Raw genomic sequence first — 21476 nt, forward strand, 5'->3', positions numbered from 1 at the left:
GGGGGGGGGGGAAAAAAAAGAGGGGGGGGGGGGGGGAAGGGGGGGGGTGGGGGGGGGGGGGGGGGGGGGGAAAGAAAGAAAAGAAGTGGTACGGACCCCCCCCCCCCCCCCCCCCCCCCCGCTGTCCTGTCGGTGCGGCAGCCCCGCTTCAGGGCTTGGTGGCGACGAGGAGGAGCACGTCGTAGATCTCCTCGACGACGCCGTCCGGGAAGACCTTCAGCAGGTGGGCGCGCTCCTCTTCGAGGAAGGCGGTCCTGCGCTCGGCGGGCGTGAGGAGGAACGCCGAGTGGCTGCCGATGTTGGCGAGATGGGTGTCGACCGGGACCCGGCGGCTCCAGCGGACCTCCCGTCGGCTGAAGCGGAGACGGCCGCTCGGGTCGGCCAGTTCCGTGCGGCCGCCGTCCCGCCGCTGGGCCACGATGTCCACGCCGAAGAAGCCGCCCACACGGCCGGCTGCCTCGGCGATCCACTCGACGTCCAGGGCGTCGCCGTTCCACCACAGTGCCAGCGAACCGCCCGGCCGCAGCACCCGCAGCGCTTCCGGCACCGAGCGGGCGGTGTCGGTCCAGTGCCAGGCCTGGGCGTAGGTGACGAAGTCGGCGTACGCGTCGGTGACCGGGAGGGCGTCGCCGTCGCCGCGGACGAGCGGGAGGTGCGGCAGCCCACGGCGGAACTCGGCGGCCATGCCCTCGCCGGGTTCCACGGCGAGGACATCGGCTCCGCGGTCATGCAGGAGGGCGGTCGCGATACCGGTTCCGGCGCCCACGTCCACGACTTTGGCCCCCGAGAGGGACCGGCCGGCCATCTCCTCGACGGCGTCGAAGAGGGCGGGCGGGTAGGAGGGGCGGTTCGCCGCGTACTGGGCGGCGGCGGAGTTGAAGGAGTGGGCGCGGTCCGTGGGCGAGGGCAGTGGTGTGGAGGCCATAGGGCCATCGTGGGGAGTGCGGGACGGGAACGACAGCGGGTTTTCGGAACGCGGCTTGCCGGGCGCGGGGTGCGGGGCGCCGGGTGCGGGCTACTGGCGGCCGGGAGCCGGTGTCATCGGCGGCGCTTCTTCTTCGACGGGTTGCCGGTGCGGCGCACGGTGCGGCGCTCGTACTCCTCGCGGGCCTTCTCGTACTCCTCGCGGTGCAGTTTCTCGCCGGGGGCCTCGGTGAGGGAGCGGAAGAAGTAGGCGAGGAGGGAGCCCACGAAGCCGATGGCGAGCAGGCCGCGCAGGGAGGCCTGGCGCTGCGGGTCGTGCCGCTTGCCGAAGCCCTCCCAGGTGTTGCGGAAGGCGAGCGCGCTGCAGATCGCGAACATGGCGATGATCAGCACGGTCACGAAGGCGCCGGTGTCGGCGATCCGGATGCCCTCGTAGGCGAAGCGGAGGACCAGGCAGGAGACGACGGCCGCGGCGAGGGAGCCGACGGCAGCGGCGGCGCGGCGGGCCGGGTAGCCGTTGTCGTGGTTCACCCAGGTGGTGCCGAAGAAGCGGAGGGGCTCGGGGCGCGGGCCGCCGCTTACGGCCGCGCCGCCCGGGGAGCCCGCCGGGGTGTCCGGGGTGCCGGTTTCGTCGCTCACGGAACGATTATGGCGCCGGGCGGGGGGCGGGCTCCGGGTGGGGTCAGCCGCGTCAGCCGCAGCGCGAGGCGATGTAGCCGTCGCTGCCGGTCTGGACGTAGGCGTCGGAGACGTACTGGCCGTTGTCGATGTTGTCCCAGATGTTCGTCGTGCCGTACGGGCCGGAGACCTTGGTACCCGGGGCCTGGCAGAAGACCGGGACACGCGAGCCCTCGGGCAGGACGCGGACGATCCCGTAGCCGGTGCCCGGGCCGCTGCGGACGTTCAGGCGAAGGCCCGGGGCGACCGCGTAGGTGGGTATGGTCGCCTCCGCCGTCACCGCTTCGTCTCCGGCTCCGACCTCTTCGGCGCGCTCAACAGCCATGTGAAACCTCCCCGTTGGACCCATGCTCGTCATGGGTGTCCGTCGTCCCCCTGATCGAGTCGCAGCACATGTGTGCACGACTCGCGCGCGCAGGCTAGCAAGCCGCCTCTGTCTCGCACGAGTCATCGACTAGGCTCCGTGCGTCGCGCGCGCGGACGAACAGCACGGGGGTGGTTCCATGGCGCCACGGAGGAACACAGGTGCCGGCGCGGAAGCGGAACTTCCCGAGTACGCCGGTCACTACCGCCTGGAATCCACTCTGGGGTCGGGTGGCATGGGCGTTGTCCACCTGGCGCGCAGCACCTCCGGGATGAAGCTCGCGGTGAAGGTCGTACACGCCGACTTCGCCAGGGATCCCGAGTTCAGGGGCCGTTTCCGGCAGGAGGTGGCCGCGGCCCGGAGGGTGAGCGGTGCCTTCACCGCATCCGTCGTGGACGCCGACCCGGAGGCCGAACGGCCGTGGATGGCCACGCTGTTCATTCCCGGCCCCACTCTTTCCGAGTACGTCAAGCGGAACGGGCCGATGCCGGCTGCGCAGTTGCGGCGGCTCATGGCCGGGCTCGCCGAGGCGCTGCGCGACATCCATCGGGTGGGGGTCGTACACCGGGACATGAAGCCGAGCAACGTGCTGCTGGCCGAGGACGGGCCCAAGGTCATCGACTTCGGTATCTCCCGGCCGAAGGACAGTGAACTGCGCACCGAGACCGGGAAGTTGATCGGTACGCCCCCCTTCATGGCGCCGGAGCAGTTCCGGCGGCCGCGGGAGGTCGGGCCCGCCGCCGACATCTTCGCGCTCGGGTCGGTGATGGTGCACGCGGCCACCGGGCGCGGACCGTTCGACTCCGACAGCCCGTACGTCGTGGCCTACCAGGTCGTGCACGACGAGCCCGATCTGACCGGGGTGCCGGAGGAGATCGCCGATCTGGTGCTGCGCTGTCTGGCCAAGGAGCCGGAGGACCGGCCGACGCCCGACGAGCTGATGCGCGAACTGCGGTCGGTGGCGGCCTCGTACGACACGCAGGCGTTCATACCGGCGCAGCGTTCGGGCGACGAGGCGCCGGTTCCGCGGTCCCCCGCCGGGGAGCGGCCCGAGCCGGTGGTCAGGAGGCGGGTCACGAGGAAGGTGGCGGTGGGCGCCGGGGCGCTCGGGCTCGTCGTGGCCGCCGCGTTGGCCTCGGTCCAGCTGGTCGGTGGCGGTACGCCGGCCGGTACGAGCCCGCACACCAGGGCGGCTTCCTTCAGTTCCTGGCAGGCCGAACCGGCGCCCGGGGCCACGGGGATGCCGCAGTGCGCGTACGGGGCGGGAAAGCTGTTCTGCGCACGGACCGGCGCCGCCTTCGCCCTGTCCCCCGCCGACGGAAGGCTCCTGTGGCGCCGCTCCGCCGCCGCCAAGCCCGCGTGCGGCCCGCCGGTTCTCGCCGACTCCCTGGTCCAGTTCTGCACCGGCGACGGCTCCCTGCTGACCGCGCTCGACCCACACTCCGGCGACCAGGCCTGGAAGCGGCGGCTGCCGCGCGGAACGACGGTCCGCTACGCCTCCGGCACGGCCCTCCTCACGGCCGCCGACGGTACGGTCACGGGTGTGGACGGCAGGTCGGGCCGCACCGAGTGGCACCGGCGCCTGCCCGGCCGCAGCACCCCGTACTTCGCCTCGTTCACCGGGGATCCGCTGGCGTACGCGACGGCCTTGTCCCAGGACGGGGCACACACGCGCGTGACCGCGATGGATCCACAGACCGGCGCTGTGCGCTGGGAGGCGTCGCTGGACGGGACGCTGAACCTCGTCGGCGGCCAGGATGGATCCCTGTTCTTCCTGTCGGTCGATTCGGGCTCTGCGGCCACGAACGCCGTCGTGCGCTATACCCCGGCCTCCCGGACGTCGCGTCGGGTGGACCTGCCGGTTCCGCGCCTGTCCCCACAGGCCACCGTGCACGGCAACACGGTGTACCTGCTGGCCGCGGGTGGCTCGCTGGAAGCCGTCGACCTGGACGCGGGCAAGCGGCTGTGGCACCTGGAGACGTCCGTCAGTCGTGGTTCTGCCCCGGTCGCCGACGACGAGCACGTCTACCTCACCGCGGCCGACGGGCGCCTGCTGGCCGTGGACGCACATGGCGGACGCCTCGTCGGGCAGACTCCGGCGCGACTCGGCGCCGAGGCGGGCGTGGTCACCGCCGACCTCCCGGCCCCCCTGCTCGTCGACGGCCACGTCTACTCCGGCGCCCCCGACGGCACCGTCTTCGGCGTGGCCGCGCGGGATCCGGCCGGCTGGTGACGTGCGGCGGGGTTCCGGCCGCTGGTGAACACGCCGAGGGGCCGCCCCCACCGAGGAGCGGCCCCTGCTGGATGTGGGCGTCAGCCCAGCTTGGTCACATCGCGCACCGCGCCCTTGTCCGCGCTGGTCGCCATCGCCGCGTAGGCGCGGAGGGCGGCGGAGACCTTGCGGTCGCGGTTCCTGGGGGCGTAGACGCCGTTCAGGGCCTGCTCGCGGCGGGCCAGTTCCGTCTGGTCCACCAGCAGTTCGATCGTGCGGTTCGGGATGTCGATGCGGATGCGGTCGCCGTCCTGGACCAGGGCGATGGTGCCGCCGGAGGCCGCCTCCGGCGACGCGTGGCCGATGGAGAGGCCGGAGGTGCCGCCGGAGAAGCGGCCGTCGGTGATCAGGGCGCAGGTCTTGCCGAGGCCGCGGCCCTTCAGGTACGAGGTCGGGTAGAGCATCTCCTGCATGCCGGGGCCGCCCTTGGGGCCCTCGTAGCGGATGACGACGACGTCGCCGTCCTTGACCTCCTGGGTGAGGATCCGCTGGACGGCCTCCTCCTGGGACTCGCAGACGACGGCCGGGCCCTCGAAGGTCCAGATCGACTCGTCGACGCCGGCCGTCTTGACCACGCAGCCGTCGACGGCGAGGTTGCCCCTCAGGACGGCCAGGCCGCCGTCCTTCGAGTAGGCGTGCTCGACGCTGCGGATGCAGCCGCCCTCCGCGTCCTCGTCCAGGGCCTCCCAGCGCTCGGACTGGGAGAAGGCCTCGGCCGACCTCACGCACCCCGGTGCCGCGTGCCACAGTTCCACCGCCTCCGGGGAGGGGCTGCCGCCGCGGACGTCCCAGGTCTTCAGCCAGTCGGCGAGGGACGGGCTGTGGACGGCGTGGACGTCCTCGTTGAGGAGACCCGCGCGGTGCAGTTCGCCGAGGAGGGCCGGGATGCCGCCGGCGCGGTGCACGTCCTCCATGTAGTACGTGCGGTTCTTCGCCACGTTGGGCGCCACCTTCGCCAGGCACGGCACGCGGCGCGAGACGGCGTCGATCTGCTCCAGGCCGAAGGGGACGCCCGCCTCCTGGGCGGCGGCCAGCAGGTGCAGGATCGTGTTCGTGGAGCCGCCCATCGCGATGTCCAGGGCCATGGCGTTCTCGAAGGCCTGGAAGGTGGCGATGCCCCGCGGCAGGGCCGACTCGTCGTCCTGCTCGTAGTAGCGGCGGGTGAGGTCCATGACCGTGCGGGCCGCGTCGACGTAGAGCTGCCTGCGCGCGGTGTGGGTGGCGAGGACCGAGCCGTTGCCGGGCAGGGACAGGCCGATGGCCTCGGTCAGGCAGTTCATGGAGTTGGCGGTGAACATGCCGGAACAGCTGCCGCAGGTCGGGCAGGCGTTCTCCTCGATCCGGAGGATGTCCTCGTCGGAGATCTTGTCGTTGACGGCGTCGGAGATCGCGTCGACCAGGTCGAGGGTGCGAACCGTGCCGTCCACGAGGGTGGCGCGGCCGGACTCCATGGGACCGCCGGAGACGAAGACCGTCGGGATGTTCAGGCGCAGGGCGGCCAGCAGCATGCCCGGCGTGATCTTGTCGCAGTTGGAGATGCAGACCAGGGCGTCGGCGCAGTGGGCCTCCACCATGTACTCCACCGAGTCCGCGATCAGGTCGCGGGAGGGGAGGCTGTAGAGCATGCCGCCGTGGCCCATCGCGATGCCGTCGTCCACCGCGATCGTGTTGAATTCGCGCGGGATGCCGCCCGCCTCCCTGATCGCCTCGCTGACGATCCGGCCGACCGGCTGCAGATGGGTGTGGCCGGGCACGAACTCGGTGAAGGAGTTCGCGACCGCGATGATCGGCTTCCGGCCGATGTCCGCACCGGGTACACCGGAGGCGCGCATAAGGGCGCGGGCGCCCGCCATGTTGCGGCCGTGGGTGACTGTGCGGGACCTCAGCTCGGGCATCGTCGCTCGCTCCTTCGAAGACCTACTGCCAGAGAGTTCTGACTGCCTACGAGCGTACGCCGGTGCTCCAAGGGATGGACACGGTTGTCCGGAATGCGGGACAGGTGTTTCACCTGGCAGTGAGGTGGTGCTGCACCACCGGGGCCACCCGGGCGATGATCTGCTCCAGGTCGGCGGAGGCCAGCGGCTCCAGTTTGACGACGTAGCGCAGCATCGCCGTGCCCACCAGCTGTGCGGCGGCCAGCTCCGCGCGCAGTTCGGCGTCGGGCAGGTCCAGCTGGGCGGCGATACGGCGCAGCAGCTGCGAGGCGACGAGCCGGCGGAAGACGGCGGCGGCGGTCTCGTTGTTCACGGCGGAGCGGAGGATCGCGAGGAGCGGTGTACGGGTGGTGGGGTTGTCCCAGACGCCGAAGACGAAGCGGGTCAGGCGCTCCCCCACCCCGTCCAGGGGGCCGGCGGCCAGCGCCTCGGGGGCGTTCAGCGCGGGCGCGAAGGCCACGGCGATCGCCGCCTCGAAGACCTGTTCCTTGGTGCCGAAGTAGTGGTGGACCAGCGCGGAGTCGACGCCGGCGGCCTTGGCGATACCGCGTACGGACGTCTTCTCGTACCCGCGCTCGGAGAACTCCTCGCGGGCCGCGGCCAGGATGCGGTCACGGGTGTCGGCGGACTCGGCGCGCGGCGGCCTGCCCCTTCTGCGCGTCGCCGGTTCCTGTGCGGAGGAGGGGGCGGGGACGGGCTCGGGCTCGCTCATCGCCCCGGCATCCTTGCCGCCGACGCCAGGTGCTTGCGGGTGAAGGCCAGGGCCTCGGCGAGGTCGGCCTCGCGCTCGGCGCCGGACATCGCCCGCCGGGTGTTGACCTCGATGACGACGTGGCCGCCGAAGCCGGACAGGGTCAGCTGTTCCAGCAGCTCGGCGCAGGGCTGGGTGCCGCGGCCGGGCACCAGGTGCTCGTCCTTGGCCGAACCCCGGCCGTCGGCGAGGTGCACGTGCCCGAGCCGGTCGCCCATGCGGTCGATCATGTCCAGGGCGTCCGCGCGGGCCGTCGCCGTGTGGCTGAGGTCGATCGTGAAGTGCCGGTAGTCGTGCTGGGTGACGTCCCAGTCGGGGGCGTAGGCGAGCATCTCGCGGTCGCGGTAGCGCCACGGGTACATGTTCTCGACGGCGAACCGCACGTCCGTCTCGTCCGCCATCCGCCAGATTCCGTCGACGAAGTCGCGCGCGTACTGCCGCTGCCAGCGGAAGGGCGGGTGTACGACGACGGTGGAGGCACCCAGCTTCTCGGCGGCCGCCCGGGCCCGCTGCAGCTTGACCCAGGGGTCCGTCGACCAGACCCGCTGGGTGATCAGCAGACAGGGGGCGTGGACGGCCAGGATCGGGATGCCGTGGTAGTCCGACAGGCGGCGCAGCGCCTCGATGTCCTGGCTGACGGGGTCGGTCCACACCATGACCTCGACGCCGTCGTACCCGAGGCGCGCGGCGATCTCGAAGGCCGTCGCTGTGGACTCCGGGTACACGGAGGCCGTCGACAGGGCAACGGAGACGTCCCTTGGTTCAGCCACGGGTGTCACCTTACGGGGTTGTGCAGTGAGGGTGTTGGGTGCCTGTTCGCCGTTGTGAGCTTTGCCATTCGGGCGGTGCGGCGCGGTCGTGGTTTCTCGCGCCGTGCCCCGTGTCCCTTGGGCGGTCAGTCCGAACCCATGTGATCAAGGCGCCGCAGGATCACGCCCTCGCGCAGGGCCCAGGGGCAGATTTCCAGGTTCTCGACGCCGAACAGGTCCATCGCGCCCTCGGCCACCAGGGCGCCGGCCAGGAGCTGGCCGGCGCGGCCGTCGGAGACGCCGGGGAGTTCGGCGCGCTGGTCCTCGGTCATGCCGGCCAGGCGCGGAACCCAGGCCTCCAGGGACTCGCGCTTGAGTTCGCGCTGGACGTAGAGGCCCTCGGCGCTGCGGGCGGCGCCGGCGATCCGGGCGAGCTGTTTGAAGGTCTTGGACGTGGCGACGACGTGGTCGGGGGCGCCGAAGCGGCTGAATTCGCCGACCGTGCGGGCGATCTCCGTGCGGACGTGGCGGCGCAGGGCCCGTACGTCCTCGGGGTCGGGCGGGTCGCCGGGCAGCCAGCCCGCGGTGAGCCGGCCGGCGCCGAGCGGCAGGGAGACGGCGGCGTCCGGCTCCTCGTCTATGCCGTAGGCGATCTCCAGGGAGCCGCCGCCGATGTCCAGGACCAGCAGCTTTCCGGCGGACCAGCCGAACCAGCGGCGGACGGCGAGGAAGGTCAGGCGGGCCTCCTCGGCACCGGTGAGGACCTGGAGCCGTACGCCGGTCTCGTCGGCCACGCGCGCGAGGACGTCGTCGGCGTTGGTGGCCTCGCGGACGGCGGAGGTCGCGAACGGCAGCAGGTCCTCCACGCCCTTGTCCTCGGCGGCCTGGAGCGCGTCCCGTACAACAGCGATCAGCTTCTCGATACCGTCGTCGCCGATGGCGCCGCTGCCGTCGAGGAGTTGGGCGAGCCGAAGTTCGGTCTTGTGCGAATGCGCGGGCAGCGGGCGCGCGCCGGGGTGAGCGTCCACCACCAGCAGATGCACCGTGTTCGAACCCACGTCCAGGACACCGAGTCTCATATACGGAACGCTACTGCCAGATCGTCCGTCCACGGTCCCCGGTGCGGCCCCGGGCCACTTACTCTGGACGGGTGCCCAAGACGAAAAAGGCGAAGGACCACAAATCCTCCAAGGGATTGAAGGATTCTTCGCAGGCGGAGGCGTCCGTGACCAAGAAGTCGTCCAAGAAGTCCCAGAAGGCCCCGCAGACGAGCGACGAGAAGGGGCTCGACTTCGCGCGCGCCTGGGTGGAGTTCCCTGATCCTGCGGACGACGAGCAGGTCTTCCGCTGTGATCTGACATGGCTGACCTCTCGCTGGAACTGCATCTTCGGCAGTGGCTGCCAGGGCATCCAGGCGGGCCGCGCGGCCGACGGGTGCTGCTCGCTGGGCGCGCACTTCTCGGACGAGGACGACGAGAAGCGGGTCGCCGAGCATGTGGCCCGGCTCACCCCGGAGATCTGGCAGCACCACGACGAGGGCACGCGGAACGGCTGGGTCTCTCAGGACGAGGAGGGCTCCCGACAGACCCGCCCCTTCCAGGGCTCCTGCATCTTCCAGAACCGCCCGGGGTTCGCGGGCGGCGCGGGCTGCTCGCTGCACATCCTCGCGCTGCGCGAGGGGCGGGAGCCGCTGGAGACCAAGCCGGACGTGTGCTGGCAGCTGCCGATCCGGCGGACCTACGACTGGATCGACCGGCCCGACGACACGCGGGTCCTGCAGGTGTCCATCGGCGAGTACGACCGCCGGGGCTGGGGTCCGGGCGGGCACGACCTGCACTGGTGGTGCACGTCGGCGACCTCCGCACACGGCGCGGGTGAGCCGGTGTACGTCTCCTACCGGGCCGAGCTGACGGAACTGATGGGCAAGGCCGGCTACGACCGTCTGGTCGAGCTCTGCGAACAGCGACTGGCGTCGCAGCTGCCGCTGGTCGCCCCGCACCCGGCCGACCCGGCGCCGTAACCCCACGGGACCACTCCTTGCCCACCCATCCGGTCCTTTCCCACCATCCGACTCCGCCCGCCGGAAGCACCCTCCGGTCGTGACCCGGCCGCCGGCCCGCCCGGCCCCGCGCACCCCCTAGCCCCCGGACGGGCTCGGCGTCTCGCTGTTCGGTGGGGACGGGGTCGGGGTCGGGGTGTCGGAGGGTGACGGCGGGTCGGTCGGGGTCGGGGTGGGAGCCGGGGTCGTGGGCGGTGGCGACTGGCTGGTCGGCGGGGCGGTGGGGGGCGGGGTGGGGCCGGAGGGCGACGGTGGGGGTGTGGGGCGGCGGGTGGGGGCCGTGCCGTAGCCGTCGATGGAGACCACGGTGCCCGCCGGGGAGACCGCCACCTGTGCGTGCCAGTGCCCGGAGGGCTCGCGCAGATGGTCGACGTACACCTTGATCGTCAACGTCTCGCCGGGCCGGAGGGTTCCCGAGGACCGGCTGAGGTAGAGCCAGGCCGCCGAGGTGGACGCGGACCAGCGGAGGGGGCCGGAGCCGGAGGCGGTGAGGGTGATCAGCGTGGTGTCGCCGTCCCCGGAGGCGCTGACGCCGAGCTGTCCGGAGCTCGCGCCGCCCGCTGCGTTGACGCTGACGACCTCCACGGAGACGTCCGCGTTGCCGTCCTCGCCGAGCCGGGTACCGGGCTTCGCGCTGGCGTTGCCCGCGTTCTCGTATCCGCCGGCCGTGTCGCTGCCGAGGGCGTCGGGGCCCTGCGCCTCGCGCGCGGTGGCGGAGGGGCTCTCCCCCTCCGCCGTCGGGGCGCCCCGGTAGGCGGCCCACAGGGCCAGGACGGGGGCGGCCACCACCGTGGCGACGACCGTCGTCGTCACCGCACGCGCGCGTAGCCGGTCGCGGCGGGCCGCGCGGTCCTTGGGGTCCATCGGGAAACCGCGCCGGTCGAAGCGGGGCACGGCGACGCCACGCGCGCGTGAGGGGTGGGCGAGAGCCACGTGGAGGGCCGCGCGCGGGGCTTCCAGGACGGGCAGCTCGGCAGGGGTGACCGTGGCTCCGGGCCAGCGGCCGGGGACGGCGCGCTCGGCGGTGCGGCGGCAGCGCGGGCAGTCGTCGACGTGGCGGACCAGCTCACGGCGCAGGGCCGTGCTCAGGACCAGGCCGCTGTCCCCGGTGAGGTGCGCCACGCTCGGACAGCCGCCGGTCTCCACCACGGCGAGGGCCGCACGGGTGCGCTCGACCTCGCAGGCGGCCGTGGCGAGCAGCTCGCGCGCGGCGGCCGCCTCGATGCCGAGGACGGCGGCGACCTCGTGCGCGGCCAGGTGGTGGCGGACGGCCAGTTCCAGGGCCTCGCGCTGCTCCGGCGTGGTGCCGGCCGCCTCCGGCCAGGCCAGCAGCGCCAGTTCGCGGCGCCGCTGCTCCTGGACCTCCGGGGCGACGGGCGGGTCCGGGACCGTCTCCTCAGCCGCCGTCCGGCCCGCCGCGTGGGTGCCCTGACGTTTCTGCTTGGCCTCGGACAGCTTGCGCAGGCACGCCCAGCGGGCCAGCGCGTAGAGCCAGGCCCTGCGGTCGGCCGCGGTCTGCGGGACGCGGTGGCCGCGCCGCTCGGCGAGGGCGAGGACGTCACCGAGGGCGGCGGTGGCCGCGTCGTGGTCGCACAGCACCGACAGACAGTAGGTGAACAGTCCGTCCAGGTACGGTTCGTAGCGCGCCGGTGGCCGCTGGGCGAGGGTGCGGGCGGCGGCGCGATCACGCGCCTCGCGCTGCACGCGGTGCGCGCCGGTGCTGCGGATGCTGGTCTCCGGACTGCTGCTCGTCACCCGTGCGACCGTAGGCGGCCGTGGAGTGCCCGTTCCCGAAGCTTGAGCACTTTTAACCCGCACGGGTGAAACGATCCCTCATAAGGGGACAGGAACCCTTTGTTCCATGGCTCGAACCCGGCGGGTGGTGGCCGATACCGGTTCACCCACATGCAGCCGGGGGACCCGTTGTCGGTGGCCCGGGCTACGGTTTCCGCATGGCTGCCCGTACCAAGACCACCAAGGACCGCCCGTCCTACCGCTGCACCGAGTGCGGCTGGCAGACGGCCAAGTGGCTCGGCCGCTGCCCCGAGTGCCAGGCGTGGGGCACGGTCGAGGAGTACGGCGCGCCCGCGGTCCGTACGACGACACCGGGCCGGGTCACGACGTCCGCGCTGCCCATCGGCCAGGTCGACGGCCGGCAGGCCACCGCCCGCACGACCGGCGTGCCCGAGCTGGACCGGGTGCTCGGCGGCGGCCTGGTGCCCGGCGCGGTGGTGCTGCTCGCGGGCGAGCCCGGCGTCGGCAAGTCCACGCTGCTGCTGGACGTGGCCGCCAAGTCCGCGAGCGCGGAGCACCGCACCCTGTATGTCACCGGCGAGGAGTCGGCGAGCCAGGTGCGGCTGCGCGCGGACCGCATCGGCGCCCTCCACGAGGAGCTGTATCTGGCCGCCGAGACCGATCTGTCCGCCGTCCTCGGCCACTTGGACGAGGTGAAGCCGTCCCTGCTGATCCTGGACTCGGTGCAGACGGTCGCCTCCCCGGAGATCGAGGGCGCGCCCGGCGGCATGGCCCAGGTGCGGGAGGTGGCGGGCGCACTCATCCGCGCCTCCAAGGAGCGCGGGATGTCCACCCTCCTCGTGGGCCACGTCACCAAGGACGGCGCGATCGCCGGTCCGCGCCTGCTGGAGCACCTGGTGGATGTCGTCCTGCACTTCGAGGGCGACCGGCACGCGCGCCTGCGTCTGGTGCGCGGGGTGAAGAACCGCTACGGCGCCACGGACGAGGTCGGCTGCTTCGAGCTGCACGACGAGGGCATCACCGGCCTCGCCGACCCCAGCGGCCTGTTCCTGACCCGCCGGGCCGAGCCGGTCCCCGGCACGTGCCTGACCGTCACGCTGGAGGGCCGCCGCCCGCTGGTGGCCGAGGTGCAGGCGCTGACGGTCGACTCGCAGATCCCCTCCCCGCGCCGCACGACGTCCGGCCTGGAGACCTCACGCGTGTCGATGATGCTGGCCGTCCTGGAGCAGCGCGGCCGGATCAGTGCGCTCGGCAAGCGGGACATCTACTCCGCGACGGTGGGCGGTGTGAAGCTGTCGGAGCCGGCCGCCGACCTCGCGATCGCGCTCGCGCTGGCCTCCGCCGCCAGCGACACCCCGCTGCCGAAGAACCTGGTGGCCATCGGCGAGGTGGGCCTCGCAGGCGAGGTGAGACGGGTCACGGGTGTGCAGCGCAGGCTCTCCGAGGCGCACCGGCTGGGCTTCACGCACGCGCTCGTACCGTCCGATCCGGGCAAGGTGCCGCCCGGCATGAAGGTCCTGGAAGTCGCGGACATGGGGGACGCCCTGCGGGTGCTGCCGCGCTCCCGTCGCCGAGAGGCCCCACGGGAGGCGGAGGAGCGCCGGTAGACTTTGCCCAGGTCTCGCCCGTCCGTGCGAACAGAGTGCGGGTGCGGGAGCGCGTCAGAATCTGCGACCGGAGGAGTGCAGTGGCAGCCAACGACCGGGCAGCAGCTCCCGGAAAGTCCGGTGGGAGTGCCGGTTCCGATGGCCTGATGCGCGCCTCGCTGAGCGCCGTGGCTCCCGGTACGGCCCTGCGCGACGGCCTCGAGCGCGTGCTGCGCGGCAACACCGGCGGGCTGATCGTCCTCGGCTCCGACAAGACGGTCGAGGCGATGTGCACGGGCGGGTTCGTCCTGGACGTGGAGTTCACGGCGACCCGGCTGCGGGAGCTGTGCAAGCTGGACGGGGGCATCGTGCTGTCCTCGGACCTGTCGAAGATCCTGCGGGCGGGCGTGCAGCTGGTTCCGGACCCCACCATCCCCACGGAGGAGACGGGCACCCGGCACCGCACGGCGGACCGGGTGAGCAAGCAGGTCGGCTTCCCCGTGGTCTCCGTCTCCCAGTCGATGCGTCTGATCGCCCTGTACGTCGACGGTCAGCGGCGCGTCCTGGAGGACTCGGCGGCGATCCTGTCCCGCGCGAACCAGGCGCTGGCCACGCTGGAGCGGTACAAGCTCCGCCTGGACGAGGTGGCGGGCACGCTGTCGGCGCTGGAGATCGAGGACCTGGTGACGGTGCGGGACGTGTCCGCCGTCGCGCAGCGCCTGGAGATGGTCCGGCGCATCGCCACCGAAATCGCCGAATACGTGGTCGAACTGGGCACCGATGGCCGTCTTCTGGCGCTCCAGCTGGAGGAGTTGATCGCCGGCGTCGAGCCCGACCGTGAGCTGGTCGTCCGGGACTACGTCCCCGAGCCGACGGCGAAGCGCTCACGCACGGTCGAGGAGGCGCTGTCCGAGCTGGACGCGCTGAGCCACGCGGAGCTGCTCGAGATGGGCACGGTGGCGCGTGCGCTGGGCTACACCGGGTCGCCCGAGACGCTCGACTCGGCCGTGTCCCCGCGGGGCTTCCGGCTCCTGGCGAAGGTTCCGCGTCTCCCGGGCGCGATCATCGACCGCCTCGTGGAGCATTTCGGGGGGCTGCAGAAGCTTCTCGCCGCCAGCGTGGACGACCTGCAGACCGTGGACGGTGTGGGCGAGGCCCGGGCCAGGAGCGTGCGGGAAGGTCTGTCGCGGCTGGCCGAGTCCTCCATCCTGGAGCGGTACGTCTGAGTTCGGGCCGGGCGTCCCAACTCGCGCGCCATTCCTCCCAGTTGATCCAAATAGCCTTGCCCGCGGTGATCACGCCGGGGTAACGTCCCCTCGACCAAAACGTTCGATTTTGAATTCGAACTGTGTAGGGGGAACTCATATGAAGAAGCGCCTCATGGGCACGTTCGTCGCCGCGGCAGTTCTCGCCCCGGCGCTGACCCTTGCGGGCACGGGGCAGGCGTTCGCCGCCGGCAACCCCGTCACCTGGAGGAACGACTACAGCGGCAAGTACCTGGCGTACATCAACTTCCGGGTCCGTACGACGTCCGCCGACCCCTCCCAGAGCACGTCCCTGAAGTGGGACGAGTACAAGCAGTCCGACGGCAGCTACCTCCTGAAGCACCACATGACCGGGAAGTGCCTCGACAGCAACAGCCGCGGTGAGGTGTACGTCGGCGCCTGCAACGGCAACCCGAACCAGAACTGGTACGAGATCCACCACTCCGACGGCTGGACGCTGAAGGACAAGGGCACCGGGCGCGTTCTCGAGGAGTTGATCGACGGCACGATCAAGACCGCAAAGGACGAGGGCTACCCGGTCCAGCGCTGGAGCTGAACCACGGTTCGCAACGCGCTCCGGAAGGGGGCACCCCCGGCCACGTCGTGGCCGGGGGTGTCCAATTCACCGGCCGTCCGGAACGCCCTCAGGTGGCCGTCTCAGTCAGCCGACAGCACGAAGGACGCCCGTACCTTCCCGAACCCCGGCGTCCTCGCCTCCAGCAGATACGTCCCGGCACCGGCCGGACCCCCGGAGGACTTCGCACACCGGGGCGCGCTCGGCTTGCGGTCCCACTTCACGGTGTACGTGATGCTCTTGCCCGCCGGCACCCGGAACACCAGGCTCGCCGCGCCCTTGGGGCAGTCGGCCGACGACCAGAAGGTGTCGCTGCCGTCCGCGGGCGTGATGCTCAACACCGCGTTCTTCGGCCCGAGATCGACCTTGCAGTCGGCGGACGAGCCGTTCTTCGCGGTGAGTTCGAAGGCCGGCGTCTGGTCCGGCGAGTAGGAGTTGTGCAGGCTCCGCAGGCCCAGCGTCACCGCGCCGGAGGTGCAGTCCGGCAGGGAGGAGGAGGCCGGGAGCACGTCGCCCGCCCCGACGCCGCCGCCGGAGCCCGCACCCGGGCCGCCGGCAGAGCCGTCGTCGGACCCGGGGGAGCCGGTGGAGCCGTCGCCCGGACCGCTGCCGCCGCCGGACCCGGAACCGCTCCCGCCGGAGTCGCCGCCCGAGTCACCGCGCCCACCGGGGTGTTGGCTGATCGCGGGCCCGGACGAGGACGGGCCCGGCGTGATCGTGTGGGCGGGATTCTTGCCGTTGGACCCGCCGGCGTTCGTCCTGCCGCCCCCGCCGCCGGAGGTGACGATCCACGCGATCAGCAGCGCCAACACCGCGCACACCGACAGCAGTACGACCCTCCTTCGCCAGTAGATGGAGGAGGGAAGCGGCCCGACCGGATTGCGCAGAGATCCCACGGCGCAAACTGTACGAGAGTTCCCCGTGCTTGCTTGCGCCACCCGCCGCACGGGCGTCAACTTTTCCCGATCATCATTCCGGCAACTGCCGTCGCACGCGCGGCCCTTCGTCCATGACGACGTTGCGTGACCGTGCCGTCACCCGCCAGGTGTGCCGAGGCGTGGCAGGATCGGAAGGCCATGACTGAGAAGCTGCACGCCCCCGTGATCGCCTGGTTCGACGCCCATGCCCGCGACCTCCCCTGGCGCCGCCCGGAGGCGGGCCCGTGGGGGGTGATGGTCAGCGAGTTCATGCTCCAGCAGACCCCGGTCAACCGGGTGCTGCCCGTCTACGAGGAGTGGCTGGCCCGCTGGCCGCGCCCCGCCGACCTGGCGAAGGAGGCGCCCGGTGAGGCGGTGCGCGCCTGGGGCCGGCTCGGCTATCCGCGCCGGGCCCTGCGCCTGCACGGCGCCGCGGTCGCCATAACGGAGCGGCACGGCGGGGACGTACCGACGGACCACGCGCAGCTGCTGGCGCTGCCCGGCATCGGCGAGTACACGGCCGCCGCGGTGGCCTCGTTCGCGTACGGGCAGCGGCACGCGGTGCTGGACACGAATGTGCGCCGGGTCTTCGCGCGCGCGGTGGCGGGGGTGCAGTACCCGCCGAACGCGACCACGGCCGCCGAGCGCAGGCTCGCCCGTGAGCTGCTGCCCGAGGACGACAGGACCGCCGCGCGGTGGGCCGCCGCCTCCATGGAGCTGGGCGCGCTGGTGTGCACGGCGAAGAACGAGGGGTGCGGGCGGTGCCCGATCGCGACGCAGTGCGCCTGGCGGCTGGCCGGCAAGCCCGAGCACGCGGGCCCGCCGCGCCGCGGGCAGACGTACGCCGGTACGGACCGGCAGGTGCGCGGCAAGCTGCTGGCGGTGTTGCGGGAGGCACACGCGCCGGTGCCGCAGGCGGTGCTGGACCGGGTGTGGCACGAGCCGGTACAGCGCGCCCGCGCGCTCGACGGGCTCGTCACGGACGGTCTGGTGGAGCCGATGCACGGCGGCCTGTACCGGCTGCCGCTGAGCTGACGCACAGCCAAGTCACAGCCCCGAGGGCCCTGTTACGGTCCCATTCACTCGACAAAAGCCTTCATAAAGGGACATAACGACCTACCTGCTTACCCCGTTTCTACGGCCGTTACACAACCGACGGATAGCCGATTGCTAGCCGCAGGCTGGTTCGGACAGCGCCGTGACAACCACTCCGTAACTTCTTGTCCGTGCCCGGCAGACCAACGGGCACGGGAACGCAGGACTTCAGGCAACAAGCCGGAGTGAACGGGGAACGGAGGCGGTTGATCATGGCGCAGGGCGAGGTGCTCGAATTCGAGGAGTACGTCCGCACCCGGCAGGACGCGCTGCTGCGCAGTGCTCGCCGACTGGTGCCGGACCCCGTCGACGCCCAGGACCTGCTGCAGACGGCGCTGGTGCGCACGTACGGCCGCTGGGAGGGCATCGCGGACAAGCGGCTCGCCGACGCCTACCTGCGCCGGGTCATGATCAACACCCGTACGGAGTGGTGGCGGGCGCGCAAGCTGGAGGAGGTCCCGACCGAGCAGCTGCCGGACGCCTCCGTGGACGACGCCACCGAGCAGCACGCCGACCGGGCCCTGCTGATGGACGTCATGAAAGTTCTCGCACCGAAGCAGCGCAGTGTCGTGGTGCTGCGACACTGGGAGCAGATGTCCACAGAGGAGACGGCCGCGGCCCTCGGCATGTCGGCCGGTACGGTCAAGAGCACGCTGCACCGGGCGCTCGCCCGGCTCCGCGAGGAGCTGGAGGCTCGCGATCTGGACGCACGCGCGCTGGAGCGTGAGGAGCGGGAGCGTTGCGCGGCCTGACCGAGGCCGGGTCCGGGGGGACCCGAGGAAGCACGCAGGCGGTGATCGCGGCGGGGGCCGCGCTCGCCGCCCTCGCCCTTTTCGTCGCCGCGTGCGGCACGGGGGGCACCGGCACCCGGGACGAGGGCCCGGCACACGCGTCGGCGGCCGCGGGAGCCGTCGCCCCTGCCAGCCCCAGCCCGAGCCCGACCAGCCGCTACCGGCTGGTGGACGTGGTCTCCCTGCTCAAGAAGGACCCGACGGTCTCCCCGGCGGTGAAGCGGGAGCTGAAACCGTGCAGCGGCGACGACTACCCGGTCGAGGCCACCTACGGCGACCTGACCCGCGGGTCCGTCAACGACGTCCTGGTGAACGTGTGGGCCTGCAGTGACTCGGTGGGCATCGGCACATACGTGTACCGGGACGTCGGCGGGACGTACAAGAATGTGTTCAAGGCGGAGGAGTCGCCGGTCTTCTCGGAGATCGACGGCACCGACCTGACCGTGACCCAGCAGGTGTACGACACGGACGACACGACGTCCAACCCGTCCCGGGAGATCGTGATCACGTACCACTGGAGGGCGGGCCGGTTCGCCGAGCGGACCAAGCACGAGACCTTCTACAGCAGAACCGGCGGCGACGCGGCGACCGCGCAGGACAACTGAACCCCCCACACGCACACCACGAGGACTGAGAGCACCGGGATGGCAGACCAGACCCACGTCCTTTTCGTCGAGGACGACGACGTCATCCGCGAGGCCACCCAGCTCGCCCTGGAGCGGGACGGCTTCGCGGTCACCGCCATGCCCGACGGGCTGTCGGGCCTGGAGGCGTTCCGGGCGAACCGCCCCGACATCGCCCTGCTCGACGTCATGGTCCCCGGTCTGGACGGGGTCAGCCTCTGCCGTCGTATCCGCGACGAGTCGACCGTGCCGGTGATCATGCTGTCGGCGCGCGCCGACTCCATCGACGTCGTCCTCGGCCTGGAGGCGGGCGCCGACGACTATGTGACCAAGCCGTTCGACGGCGCCGTGCTGGTGGCGCGGATCCGGGCGGTGCTGCGCCGCTTCGGGCACGCGAGCGGCAGCGGCCAGGCCGAGTCCAGCACGGACGCGTTGACCGGCGGGGTGCTCACCTTCGGGGACCTGGAGATCGACACCGAGGGCATGGAGGTGCGCCGGGCCGGGCAGCCCGTCGCGCTCACCCCCACCGAGATGCGGCTGCTGCTGGAGTTCTCCTCCGCGCCGGGCACCGTGCTCTCCCGCGACAAGCTGCTGGAGCGCGTCTGGGACTACGGCTGGGGCGGGGACACCCGCGTCGTCGACGTGCATGTGCAGCGGCTGCGGCAGAAGATCGGCCAGGACCGGATCGAGACCGTCCGCGGCTTCGGCTACAAGCTGAAGGCCTGAGCGGGGCGGCGATGCGGGGGTTTCTTCGGTACCCGGTCCGGCTCATGGAGCGGTCGGGCCTGCACACCGGACTGAGATGGAAGCTCAGCGCGGCCATCGCGCTGGTGGCCGGGCTGGTGGCGATCACGCTGAGCCTGGTCGTGCACAACGCGGCCCGGGTCTCGATGCTCGACAACGCACGCGACCTCGCCAATCAGCGCGTCCAGTTCGCGCAGCGCAACTACGAGCAGAACCGGCGGCCGAACTTCCCGAACATCAAGCTCGACGACCCCGAGCTGCCGGATGCGCTGCGCGAGAAGGTCATGGACGGCCGCAAGGCCAGCGATGTCATCGACCGGGACGGAGCGCCGGACATCTGGGCGGCCGTGCCGACCAAGGACGGGCATGTGCTGTCCCTGCACAGCCACATGCCGGACCGGTCCACCGACATCATGAAGGACCTCGACCAGGCGCTGGTCATCGGGTCCGTCGCGGTCGTGTTCGGCGGCAGCGCGCTCGGTGTGCTGATCGGCGGGCAGCTGTCCGGGCGGCTGCGCAAGGCGGCGGCCGCCGCGAACCAGGTGGCCAGGGGCGAGACCGACGTCCGGGTGCGGGACGCCATCGGCGGGGTCGTCCGGGACGAGACCGACGATCTCGCGCGCGCCGTGGACGCCATGGCGGACGCCCTGCAGCAGCGGCTCGAGGCGGAGCGGCGGGTCACCGCCGACATCGCGCACGAACTGCGCACCCCGGTGACGGGCCTGCTCACGGCCGCCGAACTGCTGCCCCCCGGCCGTCCCACGGAACTGGTCCTGGACCGGGCGAAGGCGATGCGCACACTCGTCGAGGACGTGCTGGAGGTGGCCCGCCTCGACGGCGCCTCGGAGCGGGCCGAGCTGCAGGACATCATGCTCGGTGAGTTCGTCGCCCGGCGCGTGGCGGTCAAGGACCCGGACATCGTCGTACGGGTGGTGCACGAGTCGGAGGTCACCACCGATCCACGGCGGCTGGAGCGGGTGCTGTTCAACCTGCTCGCCAACGCCGCCCGGCACGGCCGGCCGCCGATCGAGGTGACCGTCGAGGGCCGGGTCATCCGGGTCCGCGACCACGGTCCCGGCTTCCCCGAGGAACTGCTCGCCGAGGGCCCGAGCCGCTTCCGCACCGGCAGCAAGGACCGCGCCGGTACGGGCCACGGGCTCGGCCTGACCATCGCCGCGGGCCAGGCCCGGGTGCTGGGCGCCCGGCTGACCTTCCGCAACGTACGCCCCGCCGGAGCGCCCGACATCCCGGCGGAGGGCGCGGTGGCCGTGCTCTGGCTGCCGGAGCACGCCCCGACCAGCACGGGCAGCTACCCGGTGCTGCCCGCGTCGGGGAGCAGCACCCCGTAAGGGGTGAACCGCGCTGCGGCGCTCAGCGAGCCCAGTCCTGCTCCATGTCCAGCCCGCCCTCGCGCCGCTGGGTGAAGGAAAACCAGTTCCCGGAGTCGTCCCGGAAGAGCGCCTCGGTGCCGTACGGCCGCTCCTGCGGTTCCTGGAGGAACTGCACCCCGCGGTCCTTGAGCTTCTTGTAGTCGCCGTGGATGTCGTCGGTCGCCAGCACGCCCGCGCCGAGCGCCCCCTTCGCGATGAGCTTCCGCATCATCTCCGCGGACTCGGGGTCCATCGCGGGCGGCCCGGGCACCATGAGCGTCAGCTCCACGTCGGGCTGATCGGGGGCGCCGACGGTGAGCCAGCGCATGCCGCCCTCCCCCATCGTCATGTCCGTACGGACCTCGAGGCCCAGCTTCTGGGTGTAGAACTCCTTGGCCCGGTCCTGGTCGAGGACCCAGACGGTGGTGATGGCAAGCCCCTTGATCATGGTTCTGCTCTCCTGTCGGCGGTGCCGGCGGTGCTGTGCGGTGGGAGGGATTCCCCTTCGTCACCGTAGGCAGGGCCGGGCCCGGAGCGCTTCTCCGATCTTGCGGTGCTGAATCCGCCGGCCCAGAGCATGGCGTAGCAGCCGGGTATCAGGGAGGCGCCGCGGCCCACGTGCCTCGTGCGGTACTCGCTCGGCGTGAGTCCCGTACGGGCCTTGAAGCGGGCGGAGAACGTGCCGAGGCTGCTGAAGCCGACGAGGGTACAGATCTCGGTCACCGTGAGGTTGGCGCTGCGCAGCATCTCCTCCGCCCGCTCGATCCGCCGGTGGGTCAGATACTGGCCGGGGGTCTCGCCGTAGACGTCCCTGAAGGCGCGCAGGAAGTGATACCGCGAGTACCCGGCGCACGCGGCCACCGCGTCCAGGTCGAGCCCGGGGTCGGCCCAGTCCCGGTCCATGGCGTCCTTGGCCAGACGCAGACGGCGGATTTTGTCCATGGGGCCGATGGTGACACGGGGTACTGACAACGCCGGTTCCGGCGCAAAAGGAAGAAGACCCCGGGGGCGGACACCAACCCGGG

General features: G+C 72.0%; 21 protein-coding genes. 10 read left to right on the forward strand and 11 right to left on the reverse strand.

The genetic code is table 11. The annotated features are described in order from the left end of the window. Window positions 1–148: 148 nt before the first annotated feature. The 3 genes from ACZ7HQ_RS33705 to ACZ7HQ_RS33715 all read right to left on the reverse strand — a co-directional run bounded on the left by ACZ7HQ_RS33705 (window position 149) and on the right by ACZ7HQ_RS33715 (window position 1927). Window positions 149–925 carry a class I SAM-dependent methyltransferase gene (locus ACZ7HQ_RS33705; protein ID WP_470998317.1) on the reverse strand — a complete coding sequence of 259 codons (777 nt, stop codon included), beginning with the start codon at window positions 923–925 and terminating at the stop codon, window positions 149–151. 113 nt (window positions 926–1038) lie between these two features. Beyond that, the gene (locus ACZ7HQ_RS33710; protein ID WP_470998320.1) at window positions 1039–1563 is read right to left on the reverse strand and encodes an EamA/RhaT family transporter; all 525 of its coding nucleotides are present in this window, start codon (window positions 1561–1563) and stop codon (window positions 1039–1041) included. 52 nt (window positions 1564–1615) lie between these two features. After that, on the reverse strand, window positions 1616–1927 hold the full coding sequence (locus ACZ7HQ_RS33715) for an SH3 domain-containing protein (RefSeq protein ID WP_470998323.1): 312 nt from the start codon (window positions 1925–1927) through the stop codon (window positions 1616–1618). A 178-nt stretch (window positions 1928–2105) separates the two neighbouring features. Between ACZ7HQ_RS33715 and ACZ7HQ_RS33720 the strand changes: the two genes are divergently transcribed. Then, a complete protein-coding gene (locus tag ACZ7HQ_RS33720) occupies window positions 2106–4199 on the forward strand; it encodes a serine/threonine-protein kinase (RefSeq protein WP_470998326.1) in 2094 nt (697 codons plus the stop codon). Between the two features lie 80 nt (window positions 4200–4279). Here the strand turns inward: ACZ7HQ_RS33720 and ilvD are convergent, their stop codons facing one another. From ilvD to ACZ7HQ_RS33740, 4 genes are all read right to left on the reverse strand, one after another. Next, window positions 4280–6133 carry a dihydroxy-acid dehydratase gene (gene ilvD, locus ACZ7HQ_RS33725; protein ID WP_470998329.1) on the reverse strand — a complete coding sequence of 618 codons (1854 nt, stop codon included), beginning with the start codon at window positions 6131–6133 and terminating at the stop codon, window positions 4280–4282. A gap of 109 nt (window positions 6134–6242) precedes the next feature. Continuing rightward, entirely contained in the window at window positions 6243–6884 is a 642-nt protein-coding gene (locus ACZ7HQ_RS33730; protein WP_470998332.1) for a TetR/AcrR family transcriptional regulator, read from the reverse strand. Then, window positions 6881–7693: a sugar phosphate isomerase/epimerase family protein gene (locus tag ACZ7HQ_RS33735; protein ID WP_470998335.1), complete on the reverse strand. Its 813-nt coding sequence runs from the start codon at window positions 7691–7693 to the stop codon at window positions 6881–6883. The genes ACZ7HQ_RS33730 and ACZ7HQ_RS33735 overlap by 4 nt, the downstream gene beginning before the upstream one ends. A 125-nt stretch (window positions 7694–7818) precedes the next feature. Further along, a complete protein-coding gene (locus ACZ7HQ_RS33740; protein WP_470998340.1) occupies window positions 7819–8751 on the reverse strand; it encodes a Ppx/GppA family phosphatase in 933 nt (310 codons plus the stop codon). Between the two features lie 146 nt (window positions 8752–8897). On the opposite strand from ACZ7HQ_RS33740, the gene ACZ7HQ_RS33745 reads away from it, so the two are divergent. After that, a complete protein-coding gene (locus tag ACZ7HQ_RS33745) occupies window positions 8898–9692 on the forward strand; it encodes a DUF3109 family protein (RefSeq protein WP_470998343.1) in 795 nt (264 codons plus the stop codon). A gap of 117 nt (window positions 9693–9809) precedes the next feature. Here the strand turns inward: ACZ7HQ_RS33745 and ACZ7HQ_RS33750 are convergent, their stop codons facing one another. Continuing rightward, window positions 9810–11486 carry a BACON domain-containing protein gene (locus ACZ7HQ_RS33750; RefSeq protein WP_470998346.1) on the reverse strand — a complete coding sequence of 559 codons (1677 nt, stop codon included), beginning with the start codon at window positions 11484–11486 and terminating at the stop codon, window positions 9810–9812. A 197-nt stretch (window positions 11487–11683) separates the two neighbouring features. Between ACZ7HQ_RS33750 and radA the strand changes: the two genes are divergently transcribed. From radA to ACZ7HQ_RS33765, 3 genes are all read left to right on the forward strand, one after another. Continuing rightward, window positions 11684–13093, forward strand: coding sequence for a DNA repair protein RadA (gene radA, locus ACZ7HQ_RS33755; RefSeq protein WP_470998350.1), 1410 nt, complete (start codon window positions 11684–11686; stop codon window positions 13091–13093). Between the two features lie 80 nt (window positions 13094–13173). Next, a complete protein-coding gene (gene disA / locus ACZ7HQ_RS33760; protein ID WP_467548231.1) occupies window positions 13174–14298 on the forward strand; it encodes a DNA integrity scanning diadenylate cyclase DisA in 1125 nt (374 codons plus the stop codon). Window positions 14299–14437: 139 nt separating this feature from the next. Beyond that, window positions 14438–14893 (forward strand): RICIN domain-containing protein, encoded by a 456-nt coding sequence (locus tag ACZ7HQ_RS33765; protein WP_470998355.1) that lies wholly within the window; start codon window positions 14438–14440, stop codon window positions 14891–14893. Between the two features lie 101 nt (window positions 14894–14994). Here the strand turns inward: ACZ7HQ_RS33765 and ACZ7HQ_RS33770 are convergent, their stop codons facing one another. Then, window positions 14995–15807 (reverse strand): hypothetical protein, encoded by an 813-nt coding sequence (locus ACZ7HQ_RS33770; RefSeq protein WP_470998358.1) that lies wholly within the window; start codon window positions 15805–15807, stop codon window positions 14995–14997. Between the two features lie 180 nt (window positions 15808–15987). Between ACZ7HQ_RS33770 and ACZ7HQ_RS33775 the strand changes: the two genes are divergently transcribed. From ACZ7HQ_RS33775 to cseC, 5 genes are all read left to right on the forward strand, one after another. Then, a complete protein-coding gene (locus ACZ7HQ_RS33775; protein WP_470998361.1) occupies window positions 15988–16863 on the forward strand; it encodes an HhH-GPD family protein in 876 nt (291 codons plus the stop codon). Window positions 16864–17135: 272 nt separating this feature from the next. After that, on the forward strand, window positions 17136–17675 hold the full coding sequence (locus tag ACZ7HQ_RS33780; RefSeq protein WP_031165128.1) for a SigE family RNA polymerase sigma factor: 540 nt from the start codon (window positions 17136–17138) through the stop codon (window positions 17673–17675). Continuing rightward, the gene (locus tag ACZ7HQ_RS33785; protein WP_470998366.1) at window positions 17663–18319 is read left to right on the forward strand and encodes a hypothetical protein; all 657 of its coding nucleotides are present in this window, start codon (window positions 17663–17665) and stop codon (window positions 18317–18319) included. Before ACZ7HQ_RS33780 ends, ACZ7HQ_RS33785 begins: the two co-directional genes overlap by 13 nt. A gap of 39 nt (window positions 18320–18358) precedes the next feature. Next, window positions 18359–19063, forward strand: a complete 705-nt coding sequence (gene cseB / locus ACZ7HQ_RS33790) for a two-component system response regulator CseB (protein ID WP_470998369.1) — start codon at window positions 18359–18361, stop codon at window positions 19061–19063. 11 nt (window positions 19064–19074) lie between these two features. Next, entirely contained in the window at window positions 19075–20430 is a 1356-nt protein-coding gene (gene cseC / locus ACZ7HQ_RS33795; RefSeq protein ID WP_470998372.1) for a two-component system sensor histidine kinase CseC, read from the forward strand. Window positions 20431–20452: 22 nt separating this feature from the next. Here the strand turns inward: cseC and ACZ7HQ_RS33800 are convergent, their stop codons facing one another. After that, window positions 20453–20899 carry a VOC family protein gene (locus ACZ7HQ_RS33800; RefSeq protein ID WP_470998375.1) on the reverse strand — a complete coding sequence of 149 codons (447 nt, stop codon included), beginning with the start codon at window positions 20897–20899 and terminating at the stop codon, window positions 20453–20455. Beyond that, window positions 20896–21393, reverse strand: coding sequence for a helix-turn-helix transcriptional regulator (locus ACZ7HQ_RS33805; RefSeq protein ID WP_470998378.1), 498 nt, complete (start codon window positions 21391–21393; stop codon window positions 20896–20898). The genes ACZ7HQ_RS33800 and ACZ7HQ_RS33805 overlap by 4 nt, the downstream gene beginning before the upstream one ends. Between the last annotated feature and the right edge of the window lie 83 nt (window positions 21394–21476).

Source organism: Streptomyces sp. NPDC037290, from assembly GCF_055603245.1.

What these genes read in the sequence shown, in the direction of transcription:
- ACZ7HQ_RS33780 (WP_031165128.1), top strand. Translation starts at nt 17,136, where the DNA reads ATGGCGCAGGGCGAGGTGCTCGAATTCGAGGAGTACGTCCGCACCCGG.
- ACZ7HQ_RS33800 (WP_470998375.1), bottom strand. Translation starts at nt 20,899, where the DNA reads ATGATCAAGGGGCTTGCCATCACCACCGTCTGGGTCCTCGACCAGGAC.
- cseB (WP_470998369.1), top strand. Translation starts at nt 18,359, where the DNA reads ATGGCAGACCAGACCCACGTCCTTTTCGTCGAGGACGACGACGTCATC.
- ACZ7HQ_RS33740 (WP_470998340.1), bottom strand. Translation starts at nt 8,751, where the DNA reads ATGAGACTCGGTGTCCTGGACGTGGGTTCGAACACGGTGCATCTGCTG.
- ACZ7HQ_RS33720 (WP_470998326.1), top strand. Translation starts at nt 2,106, where the DNA reads ATGGCGCCACGGAGGAACACAGGTGCCGGCGCGGAAGCGGAACTTCCC.
- ACZ7HQ_RS33805 (WP_470998378.1), bottom strand. Translation starts at nt 21,393, where the DNA reads ATGGACAAAATCCGCCGTCTGCGTCTGGCCAAGGACGCCATGGACCGG.
- ACZ7HQ_RS33765 (WP_470998355.1), top strand. Translation starts at nt 14,438, where the DNA reads ATGAAGAAGCGCCTCATGGGCACGTTCGTCGCCGCGGCAGTTCTCGCC.
- ACZ7HQ_RS33705 (WP_470998317.1), bottom strand. Translation starts at nt 925, where the DNA reads ATGGCCTCCACACCACTGCCCTCGCCCACGGACCGCGCCCACTCCTTC.
- cseC (WP_470998372.1), top strand. Translation starts at nt 19,075, where the DNA reads ATGCGGGGGTTTCTTCGGTACCCGGTCCGGCTCATGGAGCGGTCGGGC.
- radA (WP_470998350.1), top strand. Translation starts at nt 11,684, where the DNA reads ATGGCTGCCCGTACCAAGACCACCAAGGACCGCCCGTCCTACCGCTGC.
- ilvD (WP_470998329.1), bottom strand. Translation starts at nt 6,133, where the DNA reads ATGCCCGAGCTGAGGTCCCGCACAGTCACCCACGGCCGCAACATGGCG.
- ACZ7HQ_RS33775 (WP_470998361.1), top strand. Translation starts at nt 15,988, where the DNA reads ATGACTGAGAAGCTGCACGCCCCCGTGATCGCCTGGTTCGACGCCCAT.
- ACZ7HQ_RS33730 (WP_470998332.1), bottom strand. Translation starts at nt 6,884, where the DNA reads ATGAGCGAGCCCGAGCCCGTCCCCGCCCCCTCCTCCGCACAGGAACCG.
- ACZ7HQ_RS33715 (WP_470998323.1), bottom strand. Translation starts at nt 1,927, where the DNA reads ATGGCTGTTGAGCGCGCCGAAGAGGTCGGAGCCGGAGACGAAGCGGTG.